Below are 26,624 nucleotides of genomic sequence, written 5' to 3'. Positions count from 1 at the left end.
GAGAATTAGTAATTACACATTCTATTTTAAATTTAAAGAAGTATTTAATTACCTTTGCGCGGCATAAACCAAATTATAAGTTGGTGTTATCAATTTTCAACATTAAAAAGAACCCTCATTTTTCGGGCATAAAAATATGAAAGCAGGCATTGTAGGATTACCAAACGTAGGAAAATCGACTTTATTTAATTGTTTATCAAACGCAAAAGCGCAAAGTGCCAACTTTCCGTTTTGCACCATAGAGCCTAATGTGGGCGTTGTAAATGTACCAGATCCGCGATTAGAAAAATTAGAATCGCTTGTTAAGCCAGAGCGCGTTATTCCTGCTACTGTTGAAATTGTAGATATTGCAGGTTTAGTTAAAGGCGCTAGTAAAGGTGAAGGTTTGGGAAATCAGTTTTTAGCTAATATTCGCGAAACTGATGCTATTTTGCATGTATTACGTTGTTTTGATAATGATAATATTGTACACGTAGATGGTAACGTGAATCCTATACGCGACAAAGAAACCATAGATATGGAGTTGCAATTAAAGGATTTAGAAACCGTTGAGAAAAAGCTAGAAAAGGTAAAGCGAGCTGCCAAAACCGGTAATAAGGATGCGCAAAAAGAAGAAGCGTTATTGCTTAAAATAAAAGCCGGACTGGAGGCTGGAAATTCTGTGCGTACTTTGGAGTTTTCCGAGGAAGAACGCATAGAATTTGTAAAGCCTAGCCAATTTATTACCGATAAGCCTGTTTTATATGTCTGTAATGTAGACGAAGGTGCTGCTACCTCTGGAAACGCTTATGTAGATCAGGTTCGTGAGGCTGTTAAAAATGAAAACGCCGAAGTTTTAGTGTTGGCAGTGGGCACCGAAGCCGATATAAATGAACTAGACGATTACGAAGAGCGCCAAATGTTTTTAGCCGATATTGGTTTGGATGAGCCTGGTTCTGCCAAATTAATTCGGTCTGCTTACAAATTATTAAATCTGCAAACCTATTTTACGGCAGGTGTGAAAGAAGTACGCGCTTGGACTGTAGAAGTAGGAGCAACAGCACCGCAAGCGGCTGGGGTTATTCACACCGATTTTGAAAAAGGCTTTATCCGCGCTGAAGTTATTGCGTATGATGATTATGTGCAATTTGGTAGCGAAGCAAAAGTAAAAGAAGCTGGTAAAATGCGCGTGGAAGGAAAAAACTATATCGTTAAAGATGGTGATGTCATGCACTTTTTGTTTAATGTATAACATTCGGTTCCTATATTTTACCTGTTAAGTGCTTTATAATTTTTAGATTTTTTGCATTTATCTTACCTTTCTCAAATGTTAAGAAACTTAAAAAAAATAAGCTACTTACAGGTATTTTTTATAGTCTGTTGCGCCCTAGTTGTTTCTACAATTATCTTTCGAGACTTACCGTTTTTTTGGGATGCGATTAGTAAATCTGCTCGCGCCAATTGGATTTATGACAATGATTTAAAGCAGTTTATTATACCAACCGAATTTAATTCGGGGCATCCACCTTTATGGATTGCAATGTTGGCCATTTTTTGGACGGTTTTTGGGAAGTCTATTCTCACTGCCAGAATACTGTTGCTTATAATTAACATAGGTGTTTTTTGGCAAATTAGCAGGTTATGTAAAAACAACTTTATAAACGGTATTTCGGCAGGCGCTATGCTTTTGGTCTGTTTAGAACCCACGTTAGTGGCGCAAACCACTAGTTTGAATAATGATATGCTATTGCTGTTTTTTACACTTTTTTCTTTAAACAGCTTAATCAATCAAAAACCATTTTTGTTTACCCTGGCCTTAATGGGGTTGTTGTTTACCAATTTACGTGGTATCTACTTGTTTACAGCCATTTTAATTATTCATGCTATTTATCTGCGCTACAGGCTTATTTCTAACAATAAGGCAACGTTTAGTGCCTACGTCATAGCGGCAGTTAGCTTTGGCTTTTTTTGTGTTTTGCAGTTTCGGGAGTTGGGTTGGTTTTTAATTACTGAAAACACCAATTATAATCAGCATCGGCAAACTACAGGAATTAAAAACGTTGTAATAAATAGTATTGTATATGCTAAAAGTTATTTAGAGTACGGCCGTTTTATTATTTTTTTAGCACTCATGCCACTATTGTATAAATACATAAAAGAAAAATCGCTTAAAAACTTGCTAATAGACAGAATGGGTATTGCGCTCTTTGTTATTAGCATCGTGCTGTTTTTTGGTATGGTACCGTTTTCAAATCCAATTGGTAACAGATATTTTATGGTATGCTATATTTTGGCCATAATAGTATTAATTAATCTAATTTTTTTGTTTCAAATAAAATATAAAAATGTCATGCTGTCTGCGGTAGTCATTTGTTTTTTATCTGGCCATTTTTGGATTTATCCCGCCACTATTTCTCAACCATGGGATAGCACATTAGCATATTTGCGCTATTTTCCTTTGGAAGTAAAAATGGAGAACTATATTAAAAATTCAGAGCTGGAAATTAGCCATATTGGAACCCGTATTCGGTTAAATGAACGCGATTTCTCAGCGTTACAGCCCTTATCTGAAACCGATAAGTATGCGCATTTTAATATACAAACAAATGCATATATTCTCCTATCTAATATTGAAAATTATACTAAAGACGATGAGCTTTTAAAGGTTCAGAATGAATGGGAACTACTTGAAACATTTAGCGATTGTGGTGTGTTTATTTCGTTGTACAAAAACCCAAAACTACAAACAAAATAGCGCCTAATAGTTGTCAGAAATTATTGTTAATTACTTTACAAAATAGGGGTTTTATTTTTTACAGCGAAACCTTATATTAGCGTCATATCCAAAAACACCTATTTATGTCGCAAGAAACCAAATATACCGAAGATAATATCCGTTCTCTGGACTGGAAAGAGCATATTCGTATGCGTCCTGGAATGTATATTGGTAAATTGGGCGATGGGTCTTCTGCAGATGATGGTATTTATATTCTTATTAAAGAAGTCCTGGATAACTCCATTGACGAGTATGTTATGGGTGCCGGTAAAACGATTGAAATTTCCATACAAGGCAATAAAGTAACCGTTCGCGATTACGGTCGTGGTATTCCATTAGGAAAGGTAGTGGATGTGGTTTCTAAAATGAATACCGGTGGTAAATACGATAGTAAAGCCTTTAAAAAATCGGTTGGTCTTAATGGGGTTGGTACCAAAGCAGTAAACGCCTTATCTAGTTACTTTAGGGTGGAATCCACCCGCGATAGCAAATCGGCTTCCGCAGAATTTGAAAAAGGTAACTTAACAAACAAGGAGCTTCTAGAAGATACCTCCAGGCGAAAAGGTACTAAAGTATCGTTTATTCCAGACGAAACCATTTTTAAGAATTACAAGTATCGTAATGAGTATATCATTAAAATGCTTAAAAACTATGTATACCTAAACATTGGGTTAACCATTGTTTTTAATGGCGAAAAATATTTTAGTGAAAATGGTTTAAAGGATTTATTAGCCGAAAACTCCAATCCAAACGATTTACTGTACCCTATTATCCACCTTAAGGGAGACGATATTGAAGTGGCTTTAACACACAGTAAAACCCAATATAGCGAGGAGTATTATTCCTTTGTTAACGGACAAAATACCACACAAGGTGGTACCCATTTGGCGGCTTTTAGGGAGGCGGTGGTAAAAACCATTCGCGAATTTTATAATAAGAATTTCGATGCTTCGGATGTCAGAAAATCCATAGTCTCTGCCATTTCTATAAAAGTTATGGAGCCCGTGTTTGAGAGCCAAACAAAAACCAAATTAGGATCAACGGATATGGGTGGCGATTTGCCAACGGTGCGAACCTATATTAACGATTTTGTAAAAACCAATTTAGATAACTTCCTGCATAAAAATCCTGAAACTGCCGATAAAATTCTGCGCAAAATTTTGCAGGCAGAGCGCGAGCGAAAGGAATTATCTGGAATCCGGAAATTAGCCAAAGATCGAGCAAAAAAAGCGAGTTTGCATAATAAAAAACTGCGCGATTGCCGTGTACATTTTGGCGACACCAAGCACCCACGGTATCTCGAATCCACGCTGTTTATTACCGAGGGCGACTCGGCTTCAGGAAGTATAACCAAATCGCGCGATGTAAACACCCAAGCGGTATTTAGCTTAAAAGGAAAACCTTTAAATTGCTATGGGTTAACAAAAAAGATTGTTTACGAAAACGAGGAGTTTAATCTGTTGCAAGCGGCTTTAAATATCGAGGAGTCGCTAGAAGATTTACGCTATAACAATGTGGTTATTGCTACAGATGCCGATGTGGATGGGATGCACATTCGGTTGTTGCTAATAACATTTTTTCTGCAATTTTTCCCTGAACTCATTAAAGACGGTCATTTGTATATTTTACAAACACCACTTTTTAGGGTTCGAAATAAAAAGAAAACCATTTACTGTTACACCGAAGAGGAACGGCAAAACGCCTTGGAAGAGTTAAAGCCAAAACCAGAAATTACCCGATTTAAGGGTTTGGGTGAAATTTCGCCCGACGAATTTAAGCACTTTATTGGCGACGATATTAGGTTGGATCCTGTAATGCTTGACGACAACATGTCGATAGACGATTTATTGAGTTTTTATATGGGTAAAAACACACAAGACAGACAGGAATTTATTATCGATAACTTGAAAGTTGAATTGGATATTATAGAAGAACTGTAGGTTGGCAGTTAAAACTGACTTTTCCCATATGTTTATAATGCCTAAATATAAAAGGAAACCCAAATACGAATGCGCATAAAATAAAACGTTTATAGTTTAAGTCAGTTAGACCAAAACAGCAAATAATAAAGTTAATGAACGACGAAGTAAACGAAAACCTACCAGAAAATACACACGAAAATAAAGAAACCATTACCCGTGTTACGGGCATGTACAAAGATTGGTTTCTAGATTACGCTTCCTATGTTATTTTGGAACGTGCTGTTCCAGCAATCGAAGATGGTTTTAAACCGGTTCAGCGGCGTATTATGCATTCCATGAAAGATTTGGACGACGGTCGTTACAATAAAGTAGCCAACATTGTAGGCCATACCATGCAATATCATCCGCATGGCGATGCGAGTATAGCAGATGCTATGGTGCAAATTGGCCAAAAGGACTTATTAATCGATACCCAAGGAAACTGGGGTAATATTTTAACGGGCGATAGTGCTGCGGCCTCCCGATATATTGAAGCACGCCTATCTAAATTTGGTTTAGATGTGGTGTTTAATCCAAAAATAACCGAATGGCAAAACAGCTATGATGGCCGTCGTAAGGAACCTGTTAATTTACCTGTTATGTTTCCTTTGCTATTGGCACAAGGGGGTGAAGGTATTGCTGTAGGCTTATCCACTAAAATTTTACCGCATAACTTTATCGAGCTTATAGAAGCCTCAATAAAACATTTAAAAGGAAAACGCTTTAGTTTATTTCCGGATTTTCCAACGGCTGGTATTGCGGACTTTTCCGATTATAAAGATGGGCTTCGTGGTGGTAGAGTGCGGGTACGAGCAAAAATAGCGCAACAGGATAAAAGTACCTTATTAATATCCGAAATTCCGTTTGGAACAAACACCTCTTCGTTAATCGATTCTATTTTAAAAGCTAATGATAAAGGTAAAATTAAAATAAAAAAAATAGAGGATAATACAGCGGCGAACGTGGAAATTTTGGTGCATTTGCCTAATGGCATTTCGCCAGATAAAACCATCGATGCCTTATATGCCTTTACAAATTGCGAAATATCAATTTCACCTTTAGGCTGCGTAATTGAAAATAATAAGCCCTTGTTTATTGGTGTTTCCGAAATGTTACGCCGTTCTACAGATAACACAGTGCAGCTGCTTAAAAAAGAATTAGAAATTCGTTTGGGCGAGTTTGAAGAGCAATGGCATTTTGCCTCACTGGAACGTATTTTTATTGAAAACAGAATATACCGCGATATTGAAGAAGAAGAAACATGGGAAGGCGTGATACAAGCCATCGATAGTGGTTTAAAACCTCATATTGCTCATTTAAAGCGCGCTATAACAGAGGATGATATTGTGCGATTAACAGAAATTCGTATCAAGCGCATTTCAAAATTCGATATCGACAAAGCCCAGCAAAAAATTGAGGCTCTAGAGGCCCAAATTGCAGAAATAAAACACCATTTAGAACATTTAATTGACTACGCTATTGCCTATTTTGAACGTCTTAAAAAAGAATATGGCGCCGGTAAAGAACGCAAAACAGAAATTCGCGTTTTTGATGACGTAGATGCTACTAAAGTAGTCATACGCAATACAAAATTGTACGTAAACCGAGAGGAAGGCTTTATTGGAACATCTTTAAAAAAGAATGAATACGTATGCGATTGTAGCGATATAGATGATATTATTGTATTTACCAAAGAAGGTAAAATGGTGGTTACCAAAGTAGATTCAAAAACCTTTATAGGTAAAGATATCATTCATGTGGCCGTGTTTAAGAAAAAAGACAAACGCACCATTTACAATATGGTTTATCGCGATGGCAAAAAAGGGCCTTCTTATATAAAACGTTTTGCTGTTACATCCATGACACGCGATAAGGAGTACGATATGACCAACGGAGCCAAACAATCTACCGTCTGGTACTTTTCGGCAAATCCAAACGGCGAAGCCGAAGTAATAACAGTGTATTTACGCCAAGTAGGAAGTATTAAAAAATTAAAATGGGATATCGATTTTGCCGATGTTAAAATTAAAGGTCGCAGTTCTAAAGGAAATTTAGTTACCAAACACGCCATAAAAAAGGTAGAATTAAAAGAAAAAGGTGTGTCCACTTTAAAACCAAGAAAAATATGGTTCGATGAAACCGTAAGACGGTTAAATGTAGATGGTCGTGGCGAGTTGGTAGGTGAGTTTAAAGGTGAAGATCGTATTCTTGTTATTACACAATCCGGATTGGTTAAAACTATTATTCCCGAAGTAACCACTCATTTCGAAGACGATATGATTGTTATGGAAAAATGGATTCCTAATAAACCCATTTCAGTTATTTATTTTGAAGGTGAAAAAGAACGCTATTACGTAAAACGCTTTCTAGTAGAAAATGAAAGTAAAGAAGAGGTTGTAATTTCTAATCACGAAAACTCCCGTCTCGAAATAGTGTCTACAGATTGGCGCCCTATGGCCGAAGTGGTGTTTGCTAAAGAACGGGGTAAGGAACGAAAAGAAAACATGGAGGTTAATTTAGAAGCGTTTATTGCTGTTAAAGGTATTACAGCTTTAGGAAACCAATTAACTAAAGAAAAAGTAAATCAAATAGATTTACTTGAGCCTTTACCGTATGACGCTCCCGAAACAACTGCAGCGCAAGATGTAGAGGTTGTGGACGATGAGGAAATTACAGCCAATTCCGAACAATTAAATACTACAAACCCAAAATCGGCTACCACCACGGATTCTGAAGAATCGGATAAGCCTGGTAATATTGATGATACCGGACAGGCTACTTTATTTTAAAAAATTTAACCTCTAAATGTTTTAATGGCAGCCCATAAAAAAGCTGCCAATCCGCCGGATAATAGCAGCTGATACACGAGGGGTGAATTTTCTTTAAAAAAAATAGACGCCAAAATTAAGACTGTAGAAATTACATAAAATATTTTTGGGTTAACAGATGGCATACGTTATGGTTTAGCTTGCTAAAAAAAATCTTCTAAATGGTTTCTTTGCACGGGTTTATTAAATACCCATAGTATTTTACTTGTTTAAGGCGTTGTTGCGAGAAACAAAACGTAACTAACAATTACTCAATACGTTTGGCAATGCCAGTTTGCTTAACATTTTCGCCTACAAAGGAATACTCAAACGTGTAGGTAGAATCTGTTGTCGTTAAAATTTTTAGATGAATATCTTTGCGCTCTTGCATGTTTTTAGGGTTAATAGTTCTAAAAACCACTTCGCAATCGTTAATCCATCGGACTATAGTAGAATCTATATGATTATTAAAAGTCTCTATTTGTAACTCTTTCGTTCTACTAAAAACTGAACGGTACGTAGAATCGCCAATGGTAATACTGCTTGAAAATGTACCCTCCTGAAAATCGGTACAATTCCGTTCTACTTGATAACAACTGGTAAAAAACACAAAAAAAAGGCCTACTAAAAGTCTCATATAATTTTTTTTGCAAAATTAAGAAACAAAACACGAATTTAGCCGTGCATCATAAAAATTTTTGACTGCTTAAAAACTACTTTAAGGTTTGTAGGCTTTAAAACTTCCATTTTTATAAAAAATAATAACACGTTCAATATCCGTGTTTTCATTCATATTTTCTTCAGCTTTGTTTATAACGGGTTTTGTTCCAGCTGCAGTGCTTTCAAAATCGAATTCTGGATTTTTAGATGGAGCAGCAGGAGTTTTTATTGGCACTGCTTGTTCGTTGCTTACAGTTTTCGGAAAAGTTCCTGTGCCGTATAAAAGCCAATACAATTCTACTTCAGGAAATCGCTCAAGTATCTTCATTATAAAATCTAAACTCGGCTTGTTTCTTCCAGAGAGGATATGAGAGATACTGGAACGTTGCACACCAATTTTTTCAGCAAAGGAGGATGCCGATTCATCGTAAAATTTAATGACCTGCTCTAATCGTTTTGAAAATTCATCACTGTTTATCATTGTAAACTTTTACTTTTGTGAATACCTGTTACAAATGTAAATATAATAAATGAAATAACCATAACAAGTTAATAAATACTAGTATTTAATGTGAAGCATTACTTAATATAATCCGTATTATTATGCTGATAAAGAGTATTTTATACTATTTAAAAGTATAAGATCGATTAGCTTGTTACAGATGCCTTATTAAAGACATATTACATGGTTACAAAACTAAACTTCTACAGATTATTAGTTACGTTTTACTGTTTACAAATGTAAATATCTTATTGTTTACCTTTGTAACATACACTTGAAACACCACGCTTCTATGTTTTCTAATTTTGAAAATGAACTTTATATACAGGAGGCCTTACAGCACCGGTACATTACCAACGACATGATTGTACCACTTTTAAAGGCCTTACCAAAAAATTACGATGTTCAGGAAATGGGCACTTCTGTTAAAGGACGCCCTATTTATTCAGTAAAAGTTGGCAGCGGTGCGCAGCGTATTTTAGTTTGGTCACAAATGCATGGTAATGAATCAACCACTACCAAGGCACTTTTCGATTTTTTTAAATATGCAAAAGCCCATCCCACTATTTTACACCACCTTACTTTATATATTATACCAATTTTAAACCCCGATGGTGCCGCTGCCTACAGGCGTACAAATGCAAATGAGGTCGATTTAAACCGGGATGCCCAAAACTTAAGCCAACCAGAAAGTCTGTTATTGCGCCAGTGTTTCAATACTTTTAAACCGCATTACTGCTTCAATATGCATGACCAACGCAGTATTTTTAATGTCGGTAATATGCCCAAGCCAGCAACTATGGCTTTTTTAGCCCCTGCTGCAGATGAAGATAGAAGTTTTACTCATTCACGTAAAATAGCTATGTCCTTAATTGCGACAATAAATGCTAGTTTACAAAGCTTTATACCGCAGCAAGTTGCCCTTTACGACGACGCTTTTAATCCGAATTGTGTAGGCGACGCATTTCAGCAAGCGGGTGTCCCAACCATTTTGTTTGAAGCTGGCCATTACCCAAACGATTATGGGCGAGACACAACACGGTGTTTTGTGCTTCACGCCTTTGTTGTAGCCTTACAAACCATTGCATCTGGCGCTGTAAGCCCAGCTAATTATTTGGAGTACCAACAAATTCCGAATAATAATAAGCGCTTTCTAGATGTTGTATTACGCAACGTGGAGCACAAAGGGATGGTAACAGACATAGGGGTACAGTACCAAGAAATATTAAAAAATAACCAAGTTGCGTTTTTACCAGAAGTGGTAAAAATTGAAGTCTTAAGCCATTTTTACGGTCATAAAGATTATGATGCCAAAGGTGCCAAGATTTCAAAATTAGATGGAAGTCCCTTATTTGTAGGCTTAAAAGAGACCTCGGTATTGTTAAATAATACACAATATTCATTATTGTAGACTCAAACTTGTTTTTTAATAGATTAAATTCAAAAATATTATTCTATTTTTGTCTATTATTTAAAGAAATAACAAATGGCAAAATTTAAATTAGACGATATTGATCACCAAATTTTAGAGATGTTGATTGATAACACGCGTGTACCATTTACGGATATTGCAAAAAAATTAGTAATATCTGCTGGTACGGTGCATGTGCGGGTAAAGAAAATGGAAGAAGCTGGTATCATAAAAGGTTCTTCTTTAACACTGGATTATAAAAAACTAGGTTATGCCTTTATAGCTTATGTAGGAGTCTTTCTTCAAAAAACATCGCAAACTAAATTTGTATTGGAGCGCATAAACGAAATACCTTACGTAACCGTGGCACATATTACAACAGGAAAGTTTAACGTATTCTGTAAAATTAGGGCAAAAAACACCGAACATGCCAAGGACATTATTTTCATGATAGATGACATTGAAGGTGTTTACCGCACCGAAACCATGATTTCATTAGAAGAAAGTTTAAACGATAAAAAACGTTTAATGCATTCAATTTTCAGCAATATGTAATTTTATTAACAAACTAAAAAGCGCTTTTATTAAAAAGCGCTTTTTTTATTTAAGGCAACAACTATGTTTGTAAACGACATAAAAACAACAGAATACGCTCCTTTTTATGCAAATTATATAAGCAAAGCAGGTCATTTAAGTTTAATTGCTGGTTTGGAACAAGGTAAAAACCAAACTCTGACTTTTTTTGAGGCGCTACCTACTGAAAAATGGGAGTACCGGTATGCTAAAAACAAGTGGACTATCAAAGATGTTCTGCAACATATTATAGATACAGAATTAATTTTTGTTTACAGAGCTTTACGCGTAGCTAGGGCAGATAAAACACCGCTTCCTGGATTTGAGCAGGACGATTACGTTACGCATGCTCATGCTAACAACAAAACCTTCCAGCAGCTACTTACAGAATACAACTTACTGCGTCAGTTTACCATCAGTTTGTTTAACGGGTTTACCAGCCAAATGCTATTGCAAATGGGCGAAGCTAGTGGCTCGGCCATTTCTGTGCGTGCGCTTGGTTTTATTTTAATAGGGCACGAACAACACCATATAGATGTTATAAAAGCGCGTTACCTATAGTTTTAAAGTTTATAGTAATTAAAGGCGTCTTCTATGAGACTGTTGCTTACTTGGCAGTCTACACGCGGAGTGCCAATAGCTTCTAGTAGCACAAAATTTATATTACCGTGCGTGTTCTTCTTGTCGTACTTTAAAAGGTTTATAATTGCGGGGTATTCAGATGTATTAATCGTTACATGCCCGTAAATACTTTTTATGACTTCTTTTATATGCTGACAGTCTTGAATGGGGAAGTTTGTTAATTTGGTTGAAATAAAACAAGCTAAAACCATACCTATGGCTATAGCTTCGCCGTGCAGTAAGCTTGGTTTATTAGGGTTGCTTAAAAAATAAGATTCGATGGCGTGCCCTAAAGTATGACCAAAATTTAGGGTCTTTCGTAAGTGTTGCTCCGACGGATCTTGCTCTACAATGCGTTGCTTTATAACAACCGATTCGTATACGGGAAGCTGGAAATCTACTACAGGTTCTGTGGTTAGTTTAAGCCAGTATTCACGGTCATAAATTAAGCCGTGTTTTAGCATTTCGGCTAATCCAGAACGAAGCTGATTGGGTTCAAGCGTATCTAGGAAGCGGGTGTCTATTAATACCATTTCCGAATTATTTATAACACCAATCTGGTTTTTTAAATGGCCCAAATCTACTCCAGTTTTACCACCAATAGCAGCATCCACCATGGCTAGGAGCGAGGTAGGTACATTTATATAATCCATACCACGTTTAAACGTACTGGCCACAAAACCACCAATATCTGTAATAACGCCACCACCCAAATTAATGAGTACACTTTTTTTGTCGGCATTCAGCTCGGTTAAAGCATTCCAAATACCTGCACAGGTTTCAATATTTTTTTGAGCCTCTCCAGATTCTATTTCAATAATTTCTATGTTACTGGTGGTTTCTACCAACTGTAAAAAGGGACTTAAACAGGCTTCGTGCGTATTTTCATCTACCAAAACAAAAACAATGCTGTATTGTTTTTGTGCTAACAGCGTGTTTAGCTTTTTGTAACCATTTGAATTAAAGTGAATTATTTGTTTATCGGATTCTATAGATTGCATCATAATATTACTGAAAAAGAAAGCATAAAATAAGGTGTTTTTTTTATAAATAAGTAGCAGAATGATAATTATCTTTGTAAAATTTTCGACCGTAATGAAGCACTTAAATATTTTTGATAATACAGAAGTTGCTTTTCAATTGAAAAGCAATAAGGAGTTAGATCGCGCATACTTTTTGTTTAAAATGATTTCTAACGAGTCCTTGGTTAAAGTTGGCACCGCCCTTACTAATTTTGCCATAAAAGCCCATTTACCTATTAATGGTATTATTAGAGCAACCGTTTTCGATCATTTTTGTGGCGGTATTAATGAAGATGATTGTTTAACAGTTATTGACACCATGTACACAAAAGGTGTAAGTTCTGTTTTAGATTATTCGGTAGAAGGTAAAGAATCTGAAGCACACTTTGATGGCGCTATGGAAAAAACCTTAAAAATAATCCGCTTTTCCGATGAACGCGAAGCCATGCCTATAGCTGTTTTTAAACCTTCTGGTTTTGGCCGCTTTGCATTGTATCAAAAAATAAGTGAAAACAAGCCCTTAACCGAAAAAGAGCAAGAAGAATGGAATCGGGTAGTAGCACGCTATGATGCGGTTTGTAAATTAGGCAAGGAAAAAAATGTAAAGATTTTAATTGATGCCGAAGAAAGTTGGATTCAAGATGCCGTAGATGCCTTGGTTACTGATATGATGCGCACCTACAACCAAAGCAGTACAATTGTTTATAATACCTTACAAATGTACCGCCATGACCGTTTAGAATTCTTAAAAAAACAGCATGAGTTAGCCAAAAAAGAAGGTTTTTATATTGGCTATAAAATAGTGCGTGGCGCGTACATGGAAAAAGAACACGAACGCTCTATATTACAGGGTTATCCTACCCCCATTTGTGAAAGTAAACTAGCAACAGACGATAATTTTAATGCTGCGGCCCAATATATACTGGATAATTTAAGTGAAATATCGGTTTTTGTTGGCACGCACAACGAAATTAGTAGTTATTTGGTAATGGACTTAATGGCTCAAAAAAATATTGCGAAAAACGATAGTCGTGTGTGGTTTGGGCAACTTTTTGGCATGAGCGATAATATTAGCTTTAATCTTGCCGATAAAGGCTATAATGTTGCAAAATATGTGCCTTTTGGACCGGTAAAAGATGTTATGCCGTACCTTATTAGGCGTGCCGAAGAAAACACTTCTGTCGCTGGCCAAACAGGAAGAGAGCTTATGCTTATACAAAAAGAAAAAGCCAGACGTAAGGCTGCTAAATAAAATAAAGAAAAACTCAATACCCGTTTTTATAAGTTAATGCCTTAATGGTGAAACATGCCATGACTTTAGGCATGCCGAATGAAGCGCATCTTGACCGTTTTTACACCTGTAAATGTAATAGCAGTCTATATGACTGTATACCTAATATGTATTGAAAGGCAACCTTGGCATAAGTACAGCCCTTAATTTAGAAAACAGTGTTAAAAAGCGTTTGCTTTTTAGTTGGGTATACTAACTTCGATAATTGTAGCCACACTGTCGCAGTTTTCAATTTTTAAATCTAGCGGTCCATTTTTTGTTCTACTTTCAAGGAAATAGACGCCACAAGGTTTCTTGCGAGGCTCGCTTTTGGAAAAATGAATGGATCCCAATGTTATAACGTGCCTCAAGGTTATGCTATCAATAGCTTTGTTATTAAGGATGCTTTTAACTTCCGGCGTCATATGTAACGTTTTGGTATTTATATTTTTCAGGACACGAGCTTCAGGACCATAATCGCAGGACACTTTTTTACCACTTAAAAAAAAGGCTAAAATGATTAATCCGATAGAAAAGCCACCTAAATAGTAGCCAACACGTTGCAGTAATTTCACAGTTTTGAATGTATTTAAAAATAAAAGCGCTTAAAATATGAGCAAATTAACGTCGCTATGTTTTAAGTTAAACCATTCGCCCACAGATTTGCTAGTTAAAACGCCGTGGTAAAAATACAACCCATTTTTTAAACCTCTATCAAAACGCAGCGAATTTTCTAAACCACCGTCTTCACCCATTTTTAACAAATAAGGCGTACAGATATTACTTATAGAAATGGAAGCAGAGCGCGAGTAGCGCGCCGGAATATTGGGGACACAATAGTGCGTTACACCATGCTTAATAAATGTAGGGTGTTTATGCGATGTTACTTCGCTCGTTTCAAAACAGCCACCCATATCAATACTTACATCTATAATTACCGCGCCGTTTTTCATATTGGCCACCATGGGTTCCGTTACAATTATAGGTGCTCTATTTTTTCCACGAACCGCGCCTATAACGACATCGCAACGTTTTAAAGCTTTCGATAAATTTTTGGGTTGTAGGGTTGATGTAAAAATGGTACGTCCTAAATTAGCTTGAATGCAGCGCAATTTAGTAATGGAATTGTCAAAAACTTTTACGTTGGCCCCAAGTCCAATGGCACTTCTAGCTGCAAACTCGCCAACCGTTCCAGCGCCAACAATAACAACTTCAATAGGTGGCACACCGCTAATGTTTCCAAATAAAAGGCCATTACCATTATTAACATTACTTAAAAGCTCGGAGGCTATTAAAACCGATGCAGTTCCGGCAATTTCACTTAAACTGCGCACAGCAGGGTAAGCGCCATCTTCATCGCGTATAAACTCGAATGCCAAAGCAGTAATTCGCTTACTAGCCAGGGTTTCAAAATATTTTTTGTTTTGAGTTTTAAGCTGTAAAGCCGAAATTAGAATGGTTTGCGGATTAATCAATTTTATTTGATCGAGTGTGGGTGGCTCCACTTTTAAAATCATAGGGCAGGCATACACTTTAGCAACATCTTTGGTTATTTCTGCGCCGGCCTCGCTGTAATCCTTATCGCTAAAATTAGCACCTTTTCCAGCTCCCGATTCCAAAAGAATTCGATGGCCATTACTGGTTAAAGCGGAAACGGCGTCTGGTGTTAAACAAACCCGTTTTTCTTGAAATGCAGTTTCTTTAGGGATACCAATAAATAAAGCGCCTTTTTTCTTGTAAACTTCCAGGGTTTCTTCCTGCGGAATCAATTGCTGTTTGGTGAAAGGCGATAATGCTTCGGACATAATTTAAGGCTAAATTTTTAACACCTCAAATTACGAATAAATTTTTATTAAAAATAGAAAGTTGGAAATTTTAAACACCTAGAAAAACGAAAGAAATACCACAGGATAAACAAACACACAATTAAAAATACTGCTTAATCTTACCCCAAAAGGTGGTTGGCTTAATCATAAACTCATCTTCCAACTCTTGGAACGATTTATTAGCTGTATTTAATTTATCAAACATTTTGGCGCGAACAAGATATATAGAAGGTACGACAATAGCCATTATAGGCACGAGATATAATAATTGAAGCTCATCGATATAGTTAAGATCATCATTAAACAAACCAAATATTTGATAAATATACATGGCTATTGGCACCAACAATGTGTGGTACCACCAATGACGACATGTTAGAAACCAAATTAAAAGAAATAATAAAGGAATGAGCTTACCTGATAGAAGCCACATAGTAACGTTCGCATTCTCATAATGAATGCTCTCATAAGTGAATAGGTATGTTTTCCAAATTTTTCCATCGGGAATACTTTCATATAAATAAAATAAGTATGGTGATGTTGCAATGAATGTGGCAATAATACTACCAATAAAAATAGTACTTCTGTCTGATTTTTTTAGATTTTCCTTTAGGTTTTTAAACCTTGATTTGTCGATAGTCATACGAATATTCTAATTAAGGCAGTTTAAATTGTATTTGTTAAACAATAAAAAAGTGCTCCCAGTTTGAGCTAGGAACACTTTTATATAGAAAGGAAAAACTGAAAGATTATTCATTAATCTTTCAAAAGACACTGAATTATCCGTGTGTTGGAATTTTAATATCCTTTTTCTTAACTTGTGTAGTTTGTTGATCATTTAAGTCGATAATGTGGGCTGCTTGTGCTGTAAACAACATACCACCAAAAATTGCGATTGCTAAAAAATACTTCTTTGTTTTCATAATTGTAAGGGATTTAATTAATTAATTTACCCAAATATATATGAGAAACTTGGTGCATTTTTGCTCGAAATGTTAAAAAAAAGTTAAAAACAAGCTTTTTTAAAATTTCGATTACGGTTTTACCGTAAAAAGGCTCAGTTTGAGAATTATGTCATTTTGTCAGTCATGTAACAACCCTATTTAAATTGTAATTGTCTGGTTTCGTTGTTTACTAATGTTAAACAAATGCTATGGTAGGATGGGGGGAGTAGGTCGCTTATTAATTCTGGCCATTCTATAAAAATCCAATGCGGACTACTTAGGTATTCTTCAATACCAAAGTCGTAGGCCTCTTCAACAGTTTCCAATCGGTATAAGTCGAAATGGTAAACGGGTCCGCTTCCCGTATCGTAAGTATTAACCAACGAAAATGTTGGACTGCTTACCACATCTGTGCTTCCTAATTGCTGCAAAATGGCTTTTATTAAAGTCGTTTTTCCTGTTCCCATGTCGCCATGAAAAAGCAGTACTTTATTAGTTGCAGCATCTAAAACCTGTTGGGCCACGGTATTAATGGCTTCTATATTATAATTAACAATCAATTTTTATGTTATTTACGCAATAATAAGGATTAAAATTAAAAAATGCTAATTAAATTTGCATTTCATCGATTTTTTTTGCGCTTCAAGGATTATTTATTTTGGATTTAAAACTACAAACGGAATAATCATTTCTTCTAACGACACCCCACCATGTTGGTAGGTATTGCGGTAATAACTTACGTAGTGGTTGTAGTTATTAGGGTAGGCAAAAAATAAGTCGTTTTTAGCAAAAATAAACGAACTGCTCATAGTTATTGCAGGTAAATGTATGGTTTTAGGATCTTTTGCCACCAAAACGTCTTTGTTTTCATAGGTTAAACTTCTACCTGTTTTGTAGCGGAGATTTAAAGAGGTGTCTTTGTCGCCAATTACCTTCGATGGGTTTTTAACATTTATAGTGCCGTGGTCTGTGGTTAAGAGCAGCTTAAAGCCTAACTGTTGACCTAGTTGTATCATTTCTAATAAGGCTGAATTTTTAAACCAACTTTGGGTTAGGGACCTATAGGCTTTGTCGTTGGATGCTAACTCTTTAACCACATCCATTTCTGTTTTAGAGTGTGAAAGCATATCAACAAAATTATATACAACCACTGTTAAATCGTATTCTTTTAAGGTTTTAAAATTGTCTACTAATTGTTTGCCATTTTTTAAATTGGTTACCTTGTAATATTTGGTTTTCAAATCTTGTCTGCCTAAACGTTTTAATTGCGCTTCTAAAAATTCGTTTTCATATAAATTTTTGCCACCGTCGTCTGTATCATTTTTCCAAAGGTCTGGATGTAATTTTTCCATATCGGCGGGCATTAAACCAGAAAAAATGGCGTTTCGTGCATATTGGGTTGCTGTTGGTAATATGCTGAAAAACGCATCTTCTTTTTGCTTTTTATAATAGGTGTTTACAATGGGTTCAAAAGCCTTCCATTGGTCGTAACGCAAATTATCTATAACGACGAGTAATGTGGGTTGTTGCCTACTAATTTCCGGTAAAACTTTGTCCTTAAACAAATTATGAGACAAGGTTGGTGCGTCTGTGCCTGGTTTAAACCAATTTGGGTAGTGTTTGTCTATAAATTTACCAAATTGGGTGTTGGCTTCGGTTTTTTGCGATTCTAGAATTTCAAACATACTGGCATCTTCAATGTCTTCCAGCTGCATCTCCCAGTATATTAGTTTCTGGTAGAGCGCAACCCATTCTTCGTAGCTACTTATCATAGCTAAATCCATGGCTATTTTACGAAACTCTTGTTGGTAATTGGAGGTTGTTTTTTCAGAGATTAACCGCGAATGGTCCAAATTCTTTTTTAAACTTAATAAAATCTGATTGGGATTTACGGGTTTTATAAGGTAGTCGGCTATTTTATTACCTATAGCTTCTTCCATAATATATTCTTCTTCACTTTTGGTAATCATTACCACGGGTAGTGTATCGCGTTTTTCTTTTATTTCGTGCAAAGTTTCCAAGCCTGTTAAGCCCGGCATATTTTCATCTAAAAACACGATATCGAAATTGGTATGGTCTAAAATTTCCAAGGCTTCTGTACCGCTTTTACAAGGGGTTACTTGGTAGTTTTTTTGTTCAAGAAAAAGGATATGAGGTTTAAGTAAATCAATTTCATCGTCAATCCACAGAATATTTATATGGTTCATGTATCTTTGTTTATATATTATTTAAATGACACCTGGTTTGCAGACAAAAAACAAACTCAAGATATTTAACGACCCAATTTACGGATTTATTACCATACCCAATGCGTTAATTTTTGATTTAATAGCGCATAAATATTTCCAACGTTTACGACGCATTTCTCAAATGGGTTTGTCCTATTTAGTGTATCCTGGCGCCCACCATACGCGGTTTCATCATGCCTTGGGTTGTATGCATTTAATGCAAAAAGCAGTTCAAGTGCTTCGCTTTAAAGGGGTTGCTATATCGGAAGACGAAGAAAACGCATTATATATCGCTATTTTGTTGCACGATATTGGGCATGGGCCATTTTCGCATTCCATGGAACACAGTATTGTTAGAGGAGTGAGTCATGAGTATATTTCACTACAATTCATGGAGTTGTTAAACACCGAGTTTAACGGAAAATTAACGCTTGCCATTCAAATATTTAAAGGAGAATACCACCGGCCCTTTATGTGTACTCTTATTTCTAGTCAGTTTGATATGGACCGAGCCGATTATTTAAAACGCGATAGTTTTTATACCGGCGTGGCTGAAGGAAATATAAATAGCGACCGATTAATTACCATGTTAAACGTAGTTAACGATGCTCTGGTTATAGAGGAAAAAGGTATTTACAGTATCGAAAAATTTTTAGTAGCCAGACGCCTTATGTATTGGCAAGTGTATTTGCATAAAACCAGTTTAGCAGCAGAGCAGCTTATTATGCGGGTTTTGCAGCGTGCAAAAGAATTAACACTTCAAGGTGTTGAATTAGAGGCTAGTAAGCCCTTGCAATTTTTTTTAAAAAACGATATCCAAGTAGCTAATTTTAACCCCGAAACGTTACATAAGTTTTCAAAACTAGATGATTACGACATTGTTATGGCTATGAAAACCTGGCAGAATCACAACGATTTTGTTTTAAGAAACCTGTGCTATATGATAATAAACAGGCAATTACTAAAGGTTAAACTGAAAAAAAATCCTATAAAGCCAGAAAAACTAGAAAAACACAAGCAACAGCTACAATTGGAGTACAATATTTCGGCGCAGGAGGCGGCTTATTTTGTTTTTACGGGTGCAATTTCTAATCAAGCTTACGAGCAAGAGCATCAGCCTATAAATGTATTATTTCAATCGGGTAAAATTCAAAATATTGTAAAGGCCTCCGATCAGCTAAACCTAAAAGCGTTAACAAAACCAGTAACAAAATATTATATATGTTACCCTAAAGATAAAATGTAATACATTTTTTCTATTTTTGCTTCCAATGAATTTTACAGCAGAACAAATAGCCGGTATATTAGATGGTGATGTTGTGGGCGATGCCACAATAGAGGTTTCCAAATTAGCGAAAATAGAGGAAGGTACCAGCGGTGCCTTAACCTTTTTATCCAATCCAAAATACACACCTTATATATATACAACCAAAGCTTCTATTACCATAGTAAATAAAAGTTTTGTACCCGAAAAAGCCATAGAAACAACCCTTATTAAGGTAGATGATGCCTATAAAGCATTTTCAAAACTATTGGAATATTATAACCAAGTTAAACTGAATAAAGTAGGCGTGGAGCAACCCAGCTTTATTTCGGAGTCCGCCACAATTGGCAACAATATTTATGTGGGTGCTTTTTCATACCTTGGAAACAATGTCATTATAGGTAATAATGTAAAAATTTTTCCTAATTGTTACATTGGCGATAATGTGGTTATAAAAGACAATACCATGGTATTTGCAGGCGCTAAAATATATTCAGACTCGCTAATTGGTGAACATTGTGTTATAAATTCGGGGGTTATAATTGGTGCAGATGGTTTTGGTTTTACACCAAATAATAAAGGCGAATACACCAAAGTACCACAAATTGGCAATGTTATTTTGGAGGACTTTGTAGACGTTGGTGCGGCCACCACTATAGACCGTGCCACTTTAGGTTCTACCATAATTAGAAAAGGCGTAAAACTAGATAACCAAATTCAAATAGCGCATAATGTGGAAATTGGTAAAAATACTGTAATAGCTGCGCAAACAGGTGTGGCAGGTTCTACCAAAATTGGCGAAAATTGCATTATTGGTGGTCAAGTGGGTATTGCTGGGCATTTAACCATAGGAAACGGTGTTAAAATTCAAGCACAATCGGGAATTGGCAAAAATATTAAGGACAATGAGGTGCTACAAGGCTCACCATCATTTAATTATAGCGACTGGAACAAGTCCTACGTTCATTTTAAAAACCTACCAAAACTAGTTAAAACAATAAACGAGATAGAAAAAAAAGTAGATGGGAATAATTAAAACGGATATCAAACAGAAAACCATTGCGAAAGATATTTCGCTAAATGGTGTAGGCTTACATACCGGTAACCAGGTAACCTTAACGTTTAAACCAGCACCCGAAAATTTTGGTTTTGCCTTTAAACGTATAGATTTAGAAGGGAACCCTATAATTGAAGCAGATGCCGCTTATGTTACCAATACCCAACGTGGTACCTGCTTGGAAAAAAATGGCGTAACCATTCAAACCTGCGAACATGTGCTAGCGGCACTTGTTGGTATGGATATAGATAACGCGATTTTAGAAATGAACGCATCCGAGCCACCTATTATGGATGGATCGTCTAAATTTTTTGTTGAAGCTATTGAAAAAGCGGGTATTGTAGAGCAAGATGCTTTTCGAGAAGCTTACGAAGTTACAGACGTTATTTCTTATACAGACGAAGAAACAGGCAGCGAAATACTCGTAATGCCAGCCAAAGAATACCAAGTAACCACCATGGTGGATTTTGGTACAAAAGTGCTAGGAACCCAAAACGCATCTATTAAAAATATCTCGGAATTTAAAAGCGAAATAGCGAACGCACGAACCTTTAGTTTTTTACATGAAATAGAAACTTTACTGGAGCACGGTCTTATTAAAGGTGGCGATTTAAACAATGCCATTGTGTATGTAGATAAAGAGCTTTCTTTAGGAACCATGGAAAAACTAAAAGTAGCTTTTAATAAAGATGCTATTGCTGTAAAACCAAATGGTATTCTAGATAATTTAACCTTGCATCATCCAAATGAAGCGGCACGACATAAGCTACTGGATGTTATTGGCGATTTGGCATTAATTAAAACCCATATTAAGGGAAAAGTTATTGCCAACAAGCCAGGCCATTATGTAAATACACAGTTTGCAAAAAAAATGTGCAAGCTTATAAAAAATGAACGCCGGAACAACGTGCCAACAATCGATTTGAATCAACCACCTCTAATGGATGTGAATCAAATTATGAACATGTTGCCACACAGACAACCCTTTTTGTTAATCGATAAAATTTACGAATTAACAGACTCCGGTGTTATTGGTATGAAAAACGTTACTATGAACGAGCCATTTTTTGCAGGACATTTTCCAGGAGCACCAGTTATGCCTGGGGTATTAATTGTAGAAGCTATGGCACAAACGGGCGGCATACTTGTGTTAAGTACCGTGCCCGATCCAGAAAACTACCTAACATTTTTTATGAAAATAGATAATGTAAAATTCAAGCAAAAGGTGGTGCCAGGCGATACCTTAATTTTTAAATGCGATTTAATTACACCTATACGTCGTGGTATTTGCCACATGCAAGGTTATGCCTACGCCAACGGAAAACTTTGTGCAGAAGCAGAATTAATGGCTCAAATATCAAAAGTAAAGCAGTAAAGCCTGTAATGGGTATCAATCTTAACCGGTTGAAAACACAAACAAAAACTAACTAACATATTATAATGAACCAACCACTAGCTTACGTACATCCAGGAGCCAAAATAGCTAAAAATGTTGTTATCGATCCGTTTACTACCATCCACAATAACGTGGTTATTGGCGAAGGAACTTGGATTGGCAGCAACGTGACCATTATGGAGGGTGCCCGAATTGGAAAAAATTGTAATATATTTCCGGGCGCTGTTATTTCTGCAACACCACAGGATTTAAAATATAAAGATGAAGATACCACGGTAGAAATTGGCGACAATGTAACCATTCGTGAATGCGTAACCATAAACAGAGGCACAACAGACCGCATGAAAACCGTTATTGGTAACAATTGTTTAATTATGGCTTATTGTCATATTGCACACGATTGTGTGGTGGGCGATAATTGTATTTTTTCAAATAACAGCACCTTGGCCGGCCATATTACCGTTGGCGATTACGTGGTTTTAGCGGGTATGACAGCTGTGCATCAATTTTGTTCTATAGGCAACCATGCCTTTGTTACAGGCGGATCCTTGGTGCGTAAAGACGTTCCGCCTTTTGTAAAGGCAGCACGCGAACCGCTCTCGTATGTTGGTATTAACTCTGTTGGCCTGCGAAGACGCGGGTTCTCAACCGAAAAAATTCGCGAAATTCAGGATATTTACCGAATCCTTTATCAAAAAAACTATAACAACACGCAAGCAGCTGAAATAATAGAAGCTGAAATGGAAGCAACACCAGAGCGCGACGAAATTTTGCAATTTATAAAAGATTCCCAGCGCGGGATTATGAAGGGCTATTTTAAGTCCAATTAACCACATTAACGAATAAAACGTAAAAGTAAAACAACAATATGGCAACAACATCAGACATACGTAATGGTTTATGCATTCGCTATAATCATGACATTTATAAAATAATAGAATTTTTACACGTAAAACCAGGCAAAGGTCCAGCTTTTGTTAGAACCAAAATGAAAAGTGTTACCACCGGAAAAATTTTGGACAATACCTTTTCCGCTGGTCATAAAATTGAAGACGTTCGGGTGGAGACTCACAAATTTCAATTTTTATATAACGATGGCGAGTTTTACCATTTCATGAATCAGGAAGATTATACACAAATTCGCTTATTAGAGGCAGCTCTGGACAGGCCAGAATTAATGAAAGAAGGCGAAATTGTTACCGTTTTAATAAACACAGAGGACAATGCCCCGCTTTCCGTAGAAATGCCTGCTAGTGTTACCCTAGAAGTAACTCATACCGAACCAGGTGTAAAAGGAAACACGGCAACCAACGCCACCAAACCTGCCACCGTAGAAACAGGTGCTGTAGTAAATGTGCCACTGTTTATTAATGAAGGGGATAAAATTAAAATAGAAACAGAAAAAGGCACGTACAAAGAGCGTGTAAAAGAATAACCTGTTTATACGAACTACAAAACAAAGAGTATATTTTTAAGATAAACACGGTTTAGCGAATCATGAAATTTCCAAAAGCACACACACTAGCTGAAATAGCTGATTTAATTAACGCAACTTTTGTGGGAGCACCGGATTTCCCAGTGCTAGGAATGAACGAAATCCATGTTGTAGAACCTGGCGATATTGTTTTTGTAGACCATCCAAAATACTATGATAAAGCCTTACAGTCGGCAGCTAGTATCATTTTAATAAACAAACAGGTATCTTGTCCAGAAGGTAAAGCTTTATTAGTTTCAGACGATCCGTTTCGAGATTTTAATAAATTAACACAGCATTTTAAACCTTTTCAGCCAGCTCATAGCGCTATTGCTAGTTCGGCTAAAATTGGCGAAAACACGATTATACAACCCAACTCTTTTATTGGTAATAATGTTGTTATAGGTAATAACTGTATTATCCATGCTAACGTAATTATTTACGATAACACTGTAATTGGTAACAACGTTAACATTCAAGCCGGAACAGTTTTGGGTGCTAGTGCTTTTTATTACAAAAAACGACCGGAAGGTTTCGACCCACTTTTATCGGGAGGCCGCGTTGTTATTCAAGATAATGTAGATATTGGAGCACTTTGCACAATAGACCGCGGCGTTACAGGCGATACCACTATTGGAGCAGGTTCAAAATTAGATAATCAAATTCAAATTGGTCACGATACGGTTTTAGGAAAAAAATGTTTAATTGCATCGCAGGTAGGTATTGCAGGTTGTGTGGTTATTGAAGACGAGGTAACCATGTGGGGCCAAGTTGGCTGTTCAAGCGGTGTAACTATAGGCGCAAAGGCTATAATTCTCGCCCAAGCTGGTATAAGTAAATCGTTAGCAGGTAACAAAACATATTTTGGAACGCCTGCTCAAGAGGCGCGCACAGCAATGAAAGACATGGCGGCCGTGAAACAAATTCCAAATTTAATAGCCGATTTAAAAAAAGTAACAAAATAAATCGCATTCCCGCTTATTGCACAACAGGATGCGGTGTATGGCTAGTTAAAGCAAGCCAAATGTGGCAGTTTAAATAAAAATAATAAAAACCCTTTACAAATAGCAGGCAAAACCTTACTTTTGTCTCGTTTTAAAAACATTAAAAATTAAACTTAAATGAGCGTTTTAGTTAATAAAAATTCAAAGATAATTGTTCAAGGATTTACCGGTAGCGAAGGAACTTTTCATGCAGGCCAAATGATTGAATATGGAACCAATGTGGTAGGTGGCGTTACACCAGGAAAAGGTGGACAAACGCATTTAGATAAGCCAGTTTTTAATACGGTACAAGAAGCCGTAGATAAAGTAGGCGCCGATACATCTATTATTTTTGTACCACCAGCATTTGCTGCCGATGCTATTATGGAAGCTGCAGACGCAGGTATTAAGGTTATTATTACCATAACAGAAGGTATTCCAGTGGCAGATATGATTAAAGCTGCTAACTATATAAAAGGAAGAGATTGTCGTTTAATAGGACCTAACTGCCCAGGTGTAATTACACCAGAAGAAGCTAAAGTAGGTATTATGCCAGGCTTCGTCTTTAAGAAAGGAAAGGTAGGAATTGTATCTAAATCTGGTACTTTAACCTACGAGGCTGCAGACCAGGTTGTTAAACAAGGTCTTGGTATTACTACAGCTATTGGTATTGGTGGCGACCCAATTATAGGCACCACAACTAAAGAAGCAATAGAGTTACTTATTAACGATCCAGAAACTGAAGCCGTTGTTATGATTGGTGAAATTGGAGGCCAATTAGAAGCGGATGCCGCGCATTGGTACAAAGCAAGTGGTAGTAAAAAACCTATTATTGGTTTTATAGCTGGCGAAACAGCTCCTGCCGGACGAACTATGGGACATGCTGGAGCTATTGTTGGCGGTAGTGATGATACAGCCCAGGCGAAAAAGAAAATCATGAGAGAATGTGGTATTCACGTAGTAGATTCTCCTGCTGAAATTGGTAAAAAAGTGAAAGAAGTTTTAGGATAATCTAAAACCATATAGCAATTAAAAACCTTACAAAATCTTGTAAGGTTTTTTTATTGGGTACAACTAGTATTTGTTATATTTGACAAACAACTTATTACAACTGTAAATTATGAAATTACTAGAAGGAAAAACAGCCATTATAACAGGAGCTAGTAGAGGCATTGGTAGGGGTATTGCCCAACTTTTTGCGCAACATGGTGCCAATGTAGCGTTTACATATAGTTCGTCTGTAGAGGCTGCAAACCAATTGGAAACAGAATTAAATACTTTGGGTATAAAAGCCAAAGGGTATAAAAGTAATGCGGCAAGCTTTACTGAAGCACAACAACTTGCCGATGCCGTTTTAGAAGAATTTGGCAGTATTGATGTACTGGTAAATAACGCAGGTATAACTAAAGACAATTTATTAATGCGCCTTAGCGAAGCGGATTTTGATACGGTTATTGAAGTAAACTTAAAATCTGTTTTTAATATGACCAAAGCAGTGCAACGCACCATGTTAAAACAGCGTAAAGGTTCTATTATAAACATGAGTTCGGTTGTAGGCGTTAAAGGAAATGCGGGCCAAACTAATTATGCCGCCTCTAAAGCAGGTATTATTGGTTTTTCAAAATCGGTTGCATTAGAGCTGGGTTCCAGAAACATACGAAGCAACGTAATTGCACCCGGGTTTATTGAAACAGAAATGACCGATAAATTAGATGCGGAGATTGTAAAAGGTTGGCGCCAAGCTATTCCATTAAAACGTGGCGGCACTCCAGAAGATATTGCCAATGCATGTGTGTTTTTAGCCAGCGACATGTCTGCTTATATAACAGGACAAACCCTAAATGTGGATGGTGGTATGCTAACCTAAATC

25 protein-coding genes are annotated in these 26,624 nt (G+C 36.5%); 16 read left to right on the top strand and 9 right to left on the bottom strand.

Translation table 11 applies throughout. The annotated features are described in order from the left end of the window. The first annotated feature begins 136 nt into the window (after positions 1–136). The 4 genes from ychF (at position 137) to ACFSQP_RS03795 (ending at position 7,505) form a co-directional block, all read left to right on the top strand. Entirely contained in the window at positions 137–1,231 is a 1,095-nt protein-coding gene (ychF, locus tag ACFSQP_RS03810; RefSeq protein WP_376891905.1) for a redox-regulated ATPase YchF, read from the top strand. Positions 1,232–1,306: 75 nt separating this feature from the next. Continuing rightward, complete coding sequence (locus ACFSQP_RS03805; protein ID WP_376891902.1) at positions 1,307–2,734, top strand: hypothetical protein; 1,428 nt, start codon at positions 1,307–1,309, stop codon at positions 2,732–2,734. 104 nt (positions 2,735–2,838) lie between these two features. Next, positions 2,839–4,695 (top strand): DNA topoisomerase IV subunit B, encoded by a 1,857-nt coding sequence (locus ACFSQP_RS03800; RefSeq protein WP_376891901.1) that lies wholly within the window; start codon positions 2,839–2,841, stop codon positions 4,693–4,695. A 134-nt stretch (positions 4,696–4,829) separates the two neighbouring features. Further along, positions 4,830–7,505, top strand: coding sequence for a DNA gyrase/topoisomerase IV subunit A (locus tag ACFSQP_RS03795; protein ID WP_376891900.1), 2,676 nt, complete (start codon positions 4,830–4,832; stop codon positions 7,503–7,505). 286 nt (positions 7,506–7,791) lie between these two features. Here ACFSQP_RS03795 and ACFSQP_RS03790 read toward each other — a convergent pair whose 3' ends face one another. Next, a complete protein-coding gene (locus ACFSQP_RS03790; RefSeq protein ID WP_376891899.1) occupies positions 7,792–8,160 on the bottom strand; it encodes a DNA topoisomerase IV in 369 nt (122 codons plus the stop codon). A gap of 81 nt (positions 8,161–8,241) precedes the next feature. Next, a complete protein-coding gene (locus ACFSQP_RS03785; protein ID WP_376891897.1) occupies positions 8,242–8,664 on the bottom strand; it encodes a helix-turn-helix domain-containing protein in 423 nt (140 codons plus the stop codon). Between the two features lie 313 nt (positions 8,665–8,977). On the opposite strand from ACFSQP_RS03785, the gene ACFSQP_RS03780 reads away from it, so the two are divergent. The 3 genes from ACFSQP_RS03780 (at position 8,978) to ACFSQP_RS03770 (ending at position 11,230) form a co-directional block, all read left to right on the top strand. After that, positions 8,978–10,096: a M14 family metallopeptidase gene (locus tag ACFSQP_RS03780; protein WP_376891896.1), complete on the top strand. Its 1,119-nt coding sequence runs from the start codon at positions 8,978–8,980 to the stop codon at positions 10,094–10,096. 75 nt (positions 10,097–10,171) lie between these two features. Continuing rightward, a complete protein-coding gene (locus ACFSQP_RS03775) occupies positions 10,172–10,651 on the top strand; it encodes an Lrp/AsnC family transcriptional regulator (protein ID WP_376891895.1) in 480 nt (159 codons plus the stop codon). Positions 10,652–10,714: 63 nt separating this feature from the next. Then, positions 10,715–11,230: a DinB family protein gene (locus ACFSQP_RS03770; RefSeq protein ID WP_376891893.1), complete on the top strand. Its 516-nt coding sequence runs from the start codon at positions 10,715–10,717 to the stop codon at positions 11,228–11,230. Positions 11,231–11,232: 2 nt separating this feature from the next. On the opposite strand, the gene aroB is transcribed toward ACFSQP_RS03770, so the two are convergent. Beyond that, positions 11,233–12,291, bottom strand: coding sequence for a 3-dehydroquinate synthase (aroB, locus tag ACFSQP_RS03765; RefSeq protein WP_376892118.1), 1,059 nt, complete (start codon positions 12,289–12,291; stop codon positions 11,233–11,235). 94 nt (positions 12,292–12,385) lie between these two features. Between aroB and ACFSQP_RS03760 the strand changes: the two genes are divergently transcribed. Then, positions 12,386–13,564 (top strand): proline dehydrogenase family protein, encoded by a 1,179-nt coding sequence (locus ACFSQP_RS03760; RefSeq protein ID WP_376891892.1) that lies wholly within the window; start codon positions 12,386–12,388, stop codon positions 13,562–13,564. 218 nt (positions 13,565–13,782) lie between these two features. On the opposite strand, the gene ACFSQP_RS03755 is transcribed toward ACFSQP_RS03760, so the two are convergent. From ACFSQP_RS03755 to porX, 6 genes are all read right to left on the bottom strand, one after another. Beyond that, positions 13,783–14,157, bottom strand: coding sequence for a hypothetical protein (locus tag ACFSQP_RS03755; RefSeq protein WP_376891890.1), 375 nt, complete (start codon positions 14,155–14,157; stop codon positions 13,783–13,785). Positions 14,158–14,187: 30 nt separating this feature from the next. Continuing rightward, positions 14,188–15,387 carry an alanine dehydrogenase gene (locus ACFSQP_RS03750; protein ID WP_376891889.1) on the bottom strand — a complete coding sequence of 400 codons (1,200 nt, stop codon included), beginning with the start codon at positions 15,385–15,387 and terminating at the stop codon, positions 14,188–14,190. Between the two features lie 121 nt (positions 15,388–15,508). After that, positions 15,509–16,051: a hypothetical protein gene (locus ACFSQP_RS03745; RefSeq protein ID WP_376891887.1), complete on the bottom strand. Its 543-nt coding sequence runs from the start codon at positions 16,049–16,051 to the stop codon at positions 15,509–15,511. Between the two features lie 136 nt (positions 16,052–16,187). Further along, complete coding sequence (locus ACFSQP_RS03740; RefSeq protein WP_376891885.1) at positions 16,188–16,331, bottom strand: hypothetical protein; 144 nt, start codon at positions 16,329–16,331, stop codon at positions 16,188–16,190. A 176-nt stretch (positions 16,332–16,507) separates the two neighbouring features. After that, positions 16,508–16,912, bottom strand: a complete 405-nt coding sequence (gene tsaE / locus ACFSQP_RS03735; RefSeq protein ID WP_376891883.1) for a tRNA (adenosine(37)-N6)-threonylcarbamoyltransferase complex ATPase subunit type 1 TsaE — start codon at positions 16,910–16,912, stop codon at positions 16,508–16,510. A 93-nt stretch (positions 16,913–17,005) separates the two neighbouring features. Further along, a complete protein-coding gene (gene porX, locus ACFSQP_RS03730) occupies positions 17,006–18,559 on the bottom strand; it encodes a T9SS response regulator signal transducer PorX (RefSeq protein ID WP_376891881.1) in 1,554 nt (517 codons plus the stop codon). 37 nt (positions 18,560–18,596) lie between these two features. Here porX and ACFSQP_RS03725 point away from each other — a divergent pair, with 37 nt between their 5' ends. The 8 genes from ACFSQP_RS03725 (at position 18,597) to fabG (ending at position 26,621) form a co-directional block, all read left to right on the top strand. Next, on the top strand, positions 18,597–19,826 hold the full coding sequence (locus ACFSQP_RS03725) for an HD domain-containing protein (protein ID WP_376892117.1): 1,230 nt from the start codon (positions 18,597–18,599) through the stop codon (positions 19,824–19,826). A gap of 25 nt (positions 19,827–19,851) precedes the next feature. Continuing rightward, the gene (gene lpxD / locus ACFSQP_RS03720) at positions 19,852–20,880 is read left to right on the top strand and encodes a UDP-3-O-(3-hydroxymyristoyl)glucosamine N-acyltransferase (RefSeq protein WP_376891880.1); all 1,029 of its coding nucleotides are present in this window, start codon (positions 19,852–19,854) and stop codon (positions 20,878–20,880) included. Beyond that, positions 20,867–22,276 carry a bifunctional UDP-3-O-[3-hydroxymyristoyl] N-acetylglucosamine deacetylase/3-hydroxyacyl-ACP dehydratase gene (locus ACFSQP_RS03715; RefSeq protein ID WP_376891878.1) on the top strand — a complete coding sequence of 470 codons (1,410 nt, stop codon included), beginning with the start codon at positions 20,867–20,869 and terminating at the stop codon, positions 22,274–22,276. The genes lpxD and ACFSQP_RS03715 overlap by 14 nt, the downstream gene beginning before the upstream one ends. A 65-nt stretch (positions 22,277–22,341) precedes the next feature. Further along, positions 22,342–23,127 (top strand): acyl-ACP--UDP-N-acetylglucosamine O-acyltransferase, encoded by a 786-nt coding sequence (lpxA, locus tag ACFSQP_RS03710; protein WP_376891875.1) that lies wholly within the window; start codon positions 22,342–22,344, stop codon positions 23,125–23,127. Positions 23,128–23,165: 38 nt separating this feature from the next. Further along, the gene (gene efp / locus ACFSQP_RS03705; RefSeq protein ID WP_376891873.1) at positions 23,166–23,732 is read left to right on the top strand and encodes an elongation factor P; all 567 of its coding nucleotides are present in this window, start codon (positions 23,166–23,168) and stop codon (positions 23,730–23,732) included. A 62-nt stretch (positions 23,733–23,794) separates the two neighbouring features. Next, positions 23,795–24,736 (top strand): UDP-3-O-(3-hydroxymyristoyl)glucosamine N-acyltransferase, encoded by a 942-nt coding sequence (locus ACFSQP_RS03700; protein ID WP_376891871.1) that lies wholly within the window; start codon positions 23,795–23,797, stop codon positions 24,734–24,736. A 156-nt stretch (positions 24,737–24,892) separates the two neighbouring features. Further along, entirely contained in the window at positions 24,893–25,765 is an 873-nt protein-coding gene (gene sucD / locus ACFSQP_RS03695) for a succinate--CoA ligase subunit alpha (protein ID WP_376891869.1), read from the top strand. 109 nt (positions 25,766–25,874) lie between these two features. Further along, complete coding sequence (fabG, locus tag ACFSQP_RS03690; RefSeq protein ID WP_376891868.1) at positions 25,875–26,621, top strand: 3-oxoacyl-[acyl-carrier-protein] reductase; 747 nt, start codon at positions 25,875–25,877, stop codon at positions 26,619–26,621. The last annotated feature ends 3 nt before the right edge of the window (positions 26,622–26,624 follow it).

Source organism: Bizionia sediminis, assembly GCF_042684585.1.
GTDB classification, from domain to species: Bacteria; Bacteroidota; Bacteroidia; order Flavobacteriales; family Flavobacteriaceae; genus Algorimicrobium; species Algorimicrobium sediminis.
Note: the sequence above shows the minus strand (reverse complement) of the source record. Positions and strands in the feature narration are given on the sequence as shown.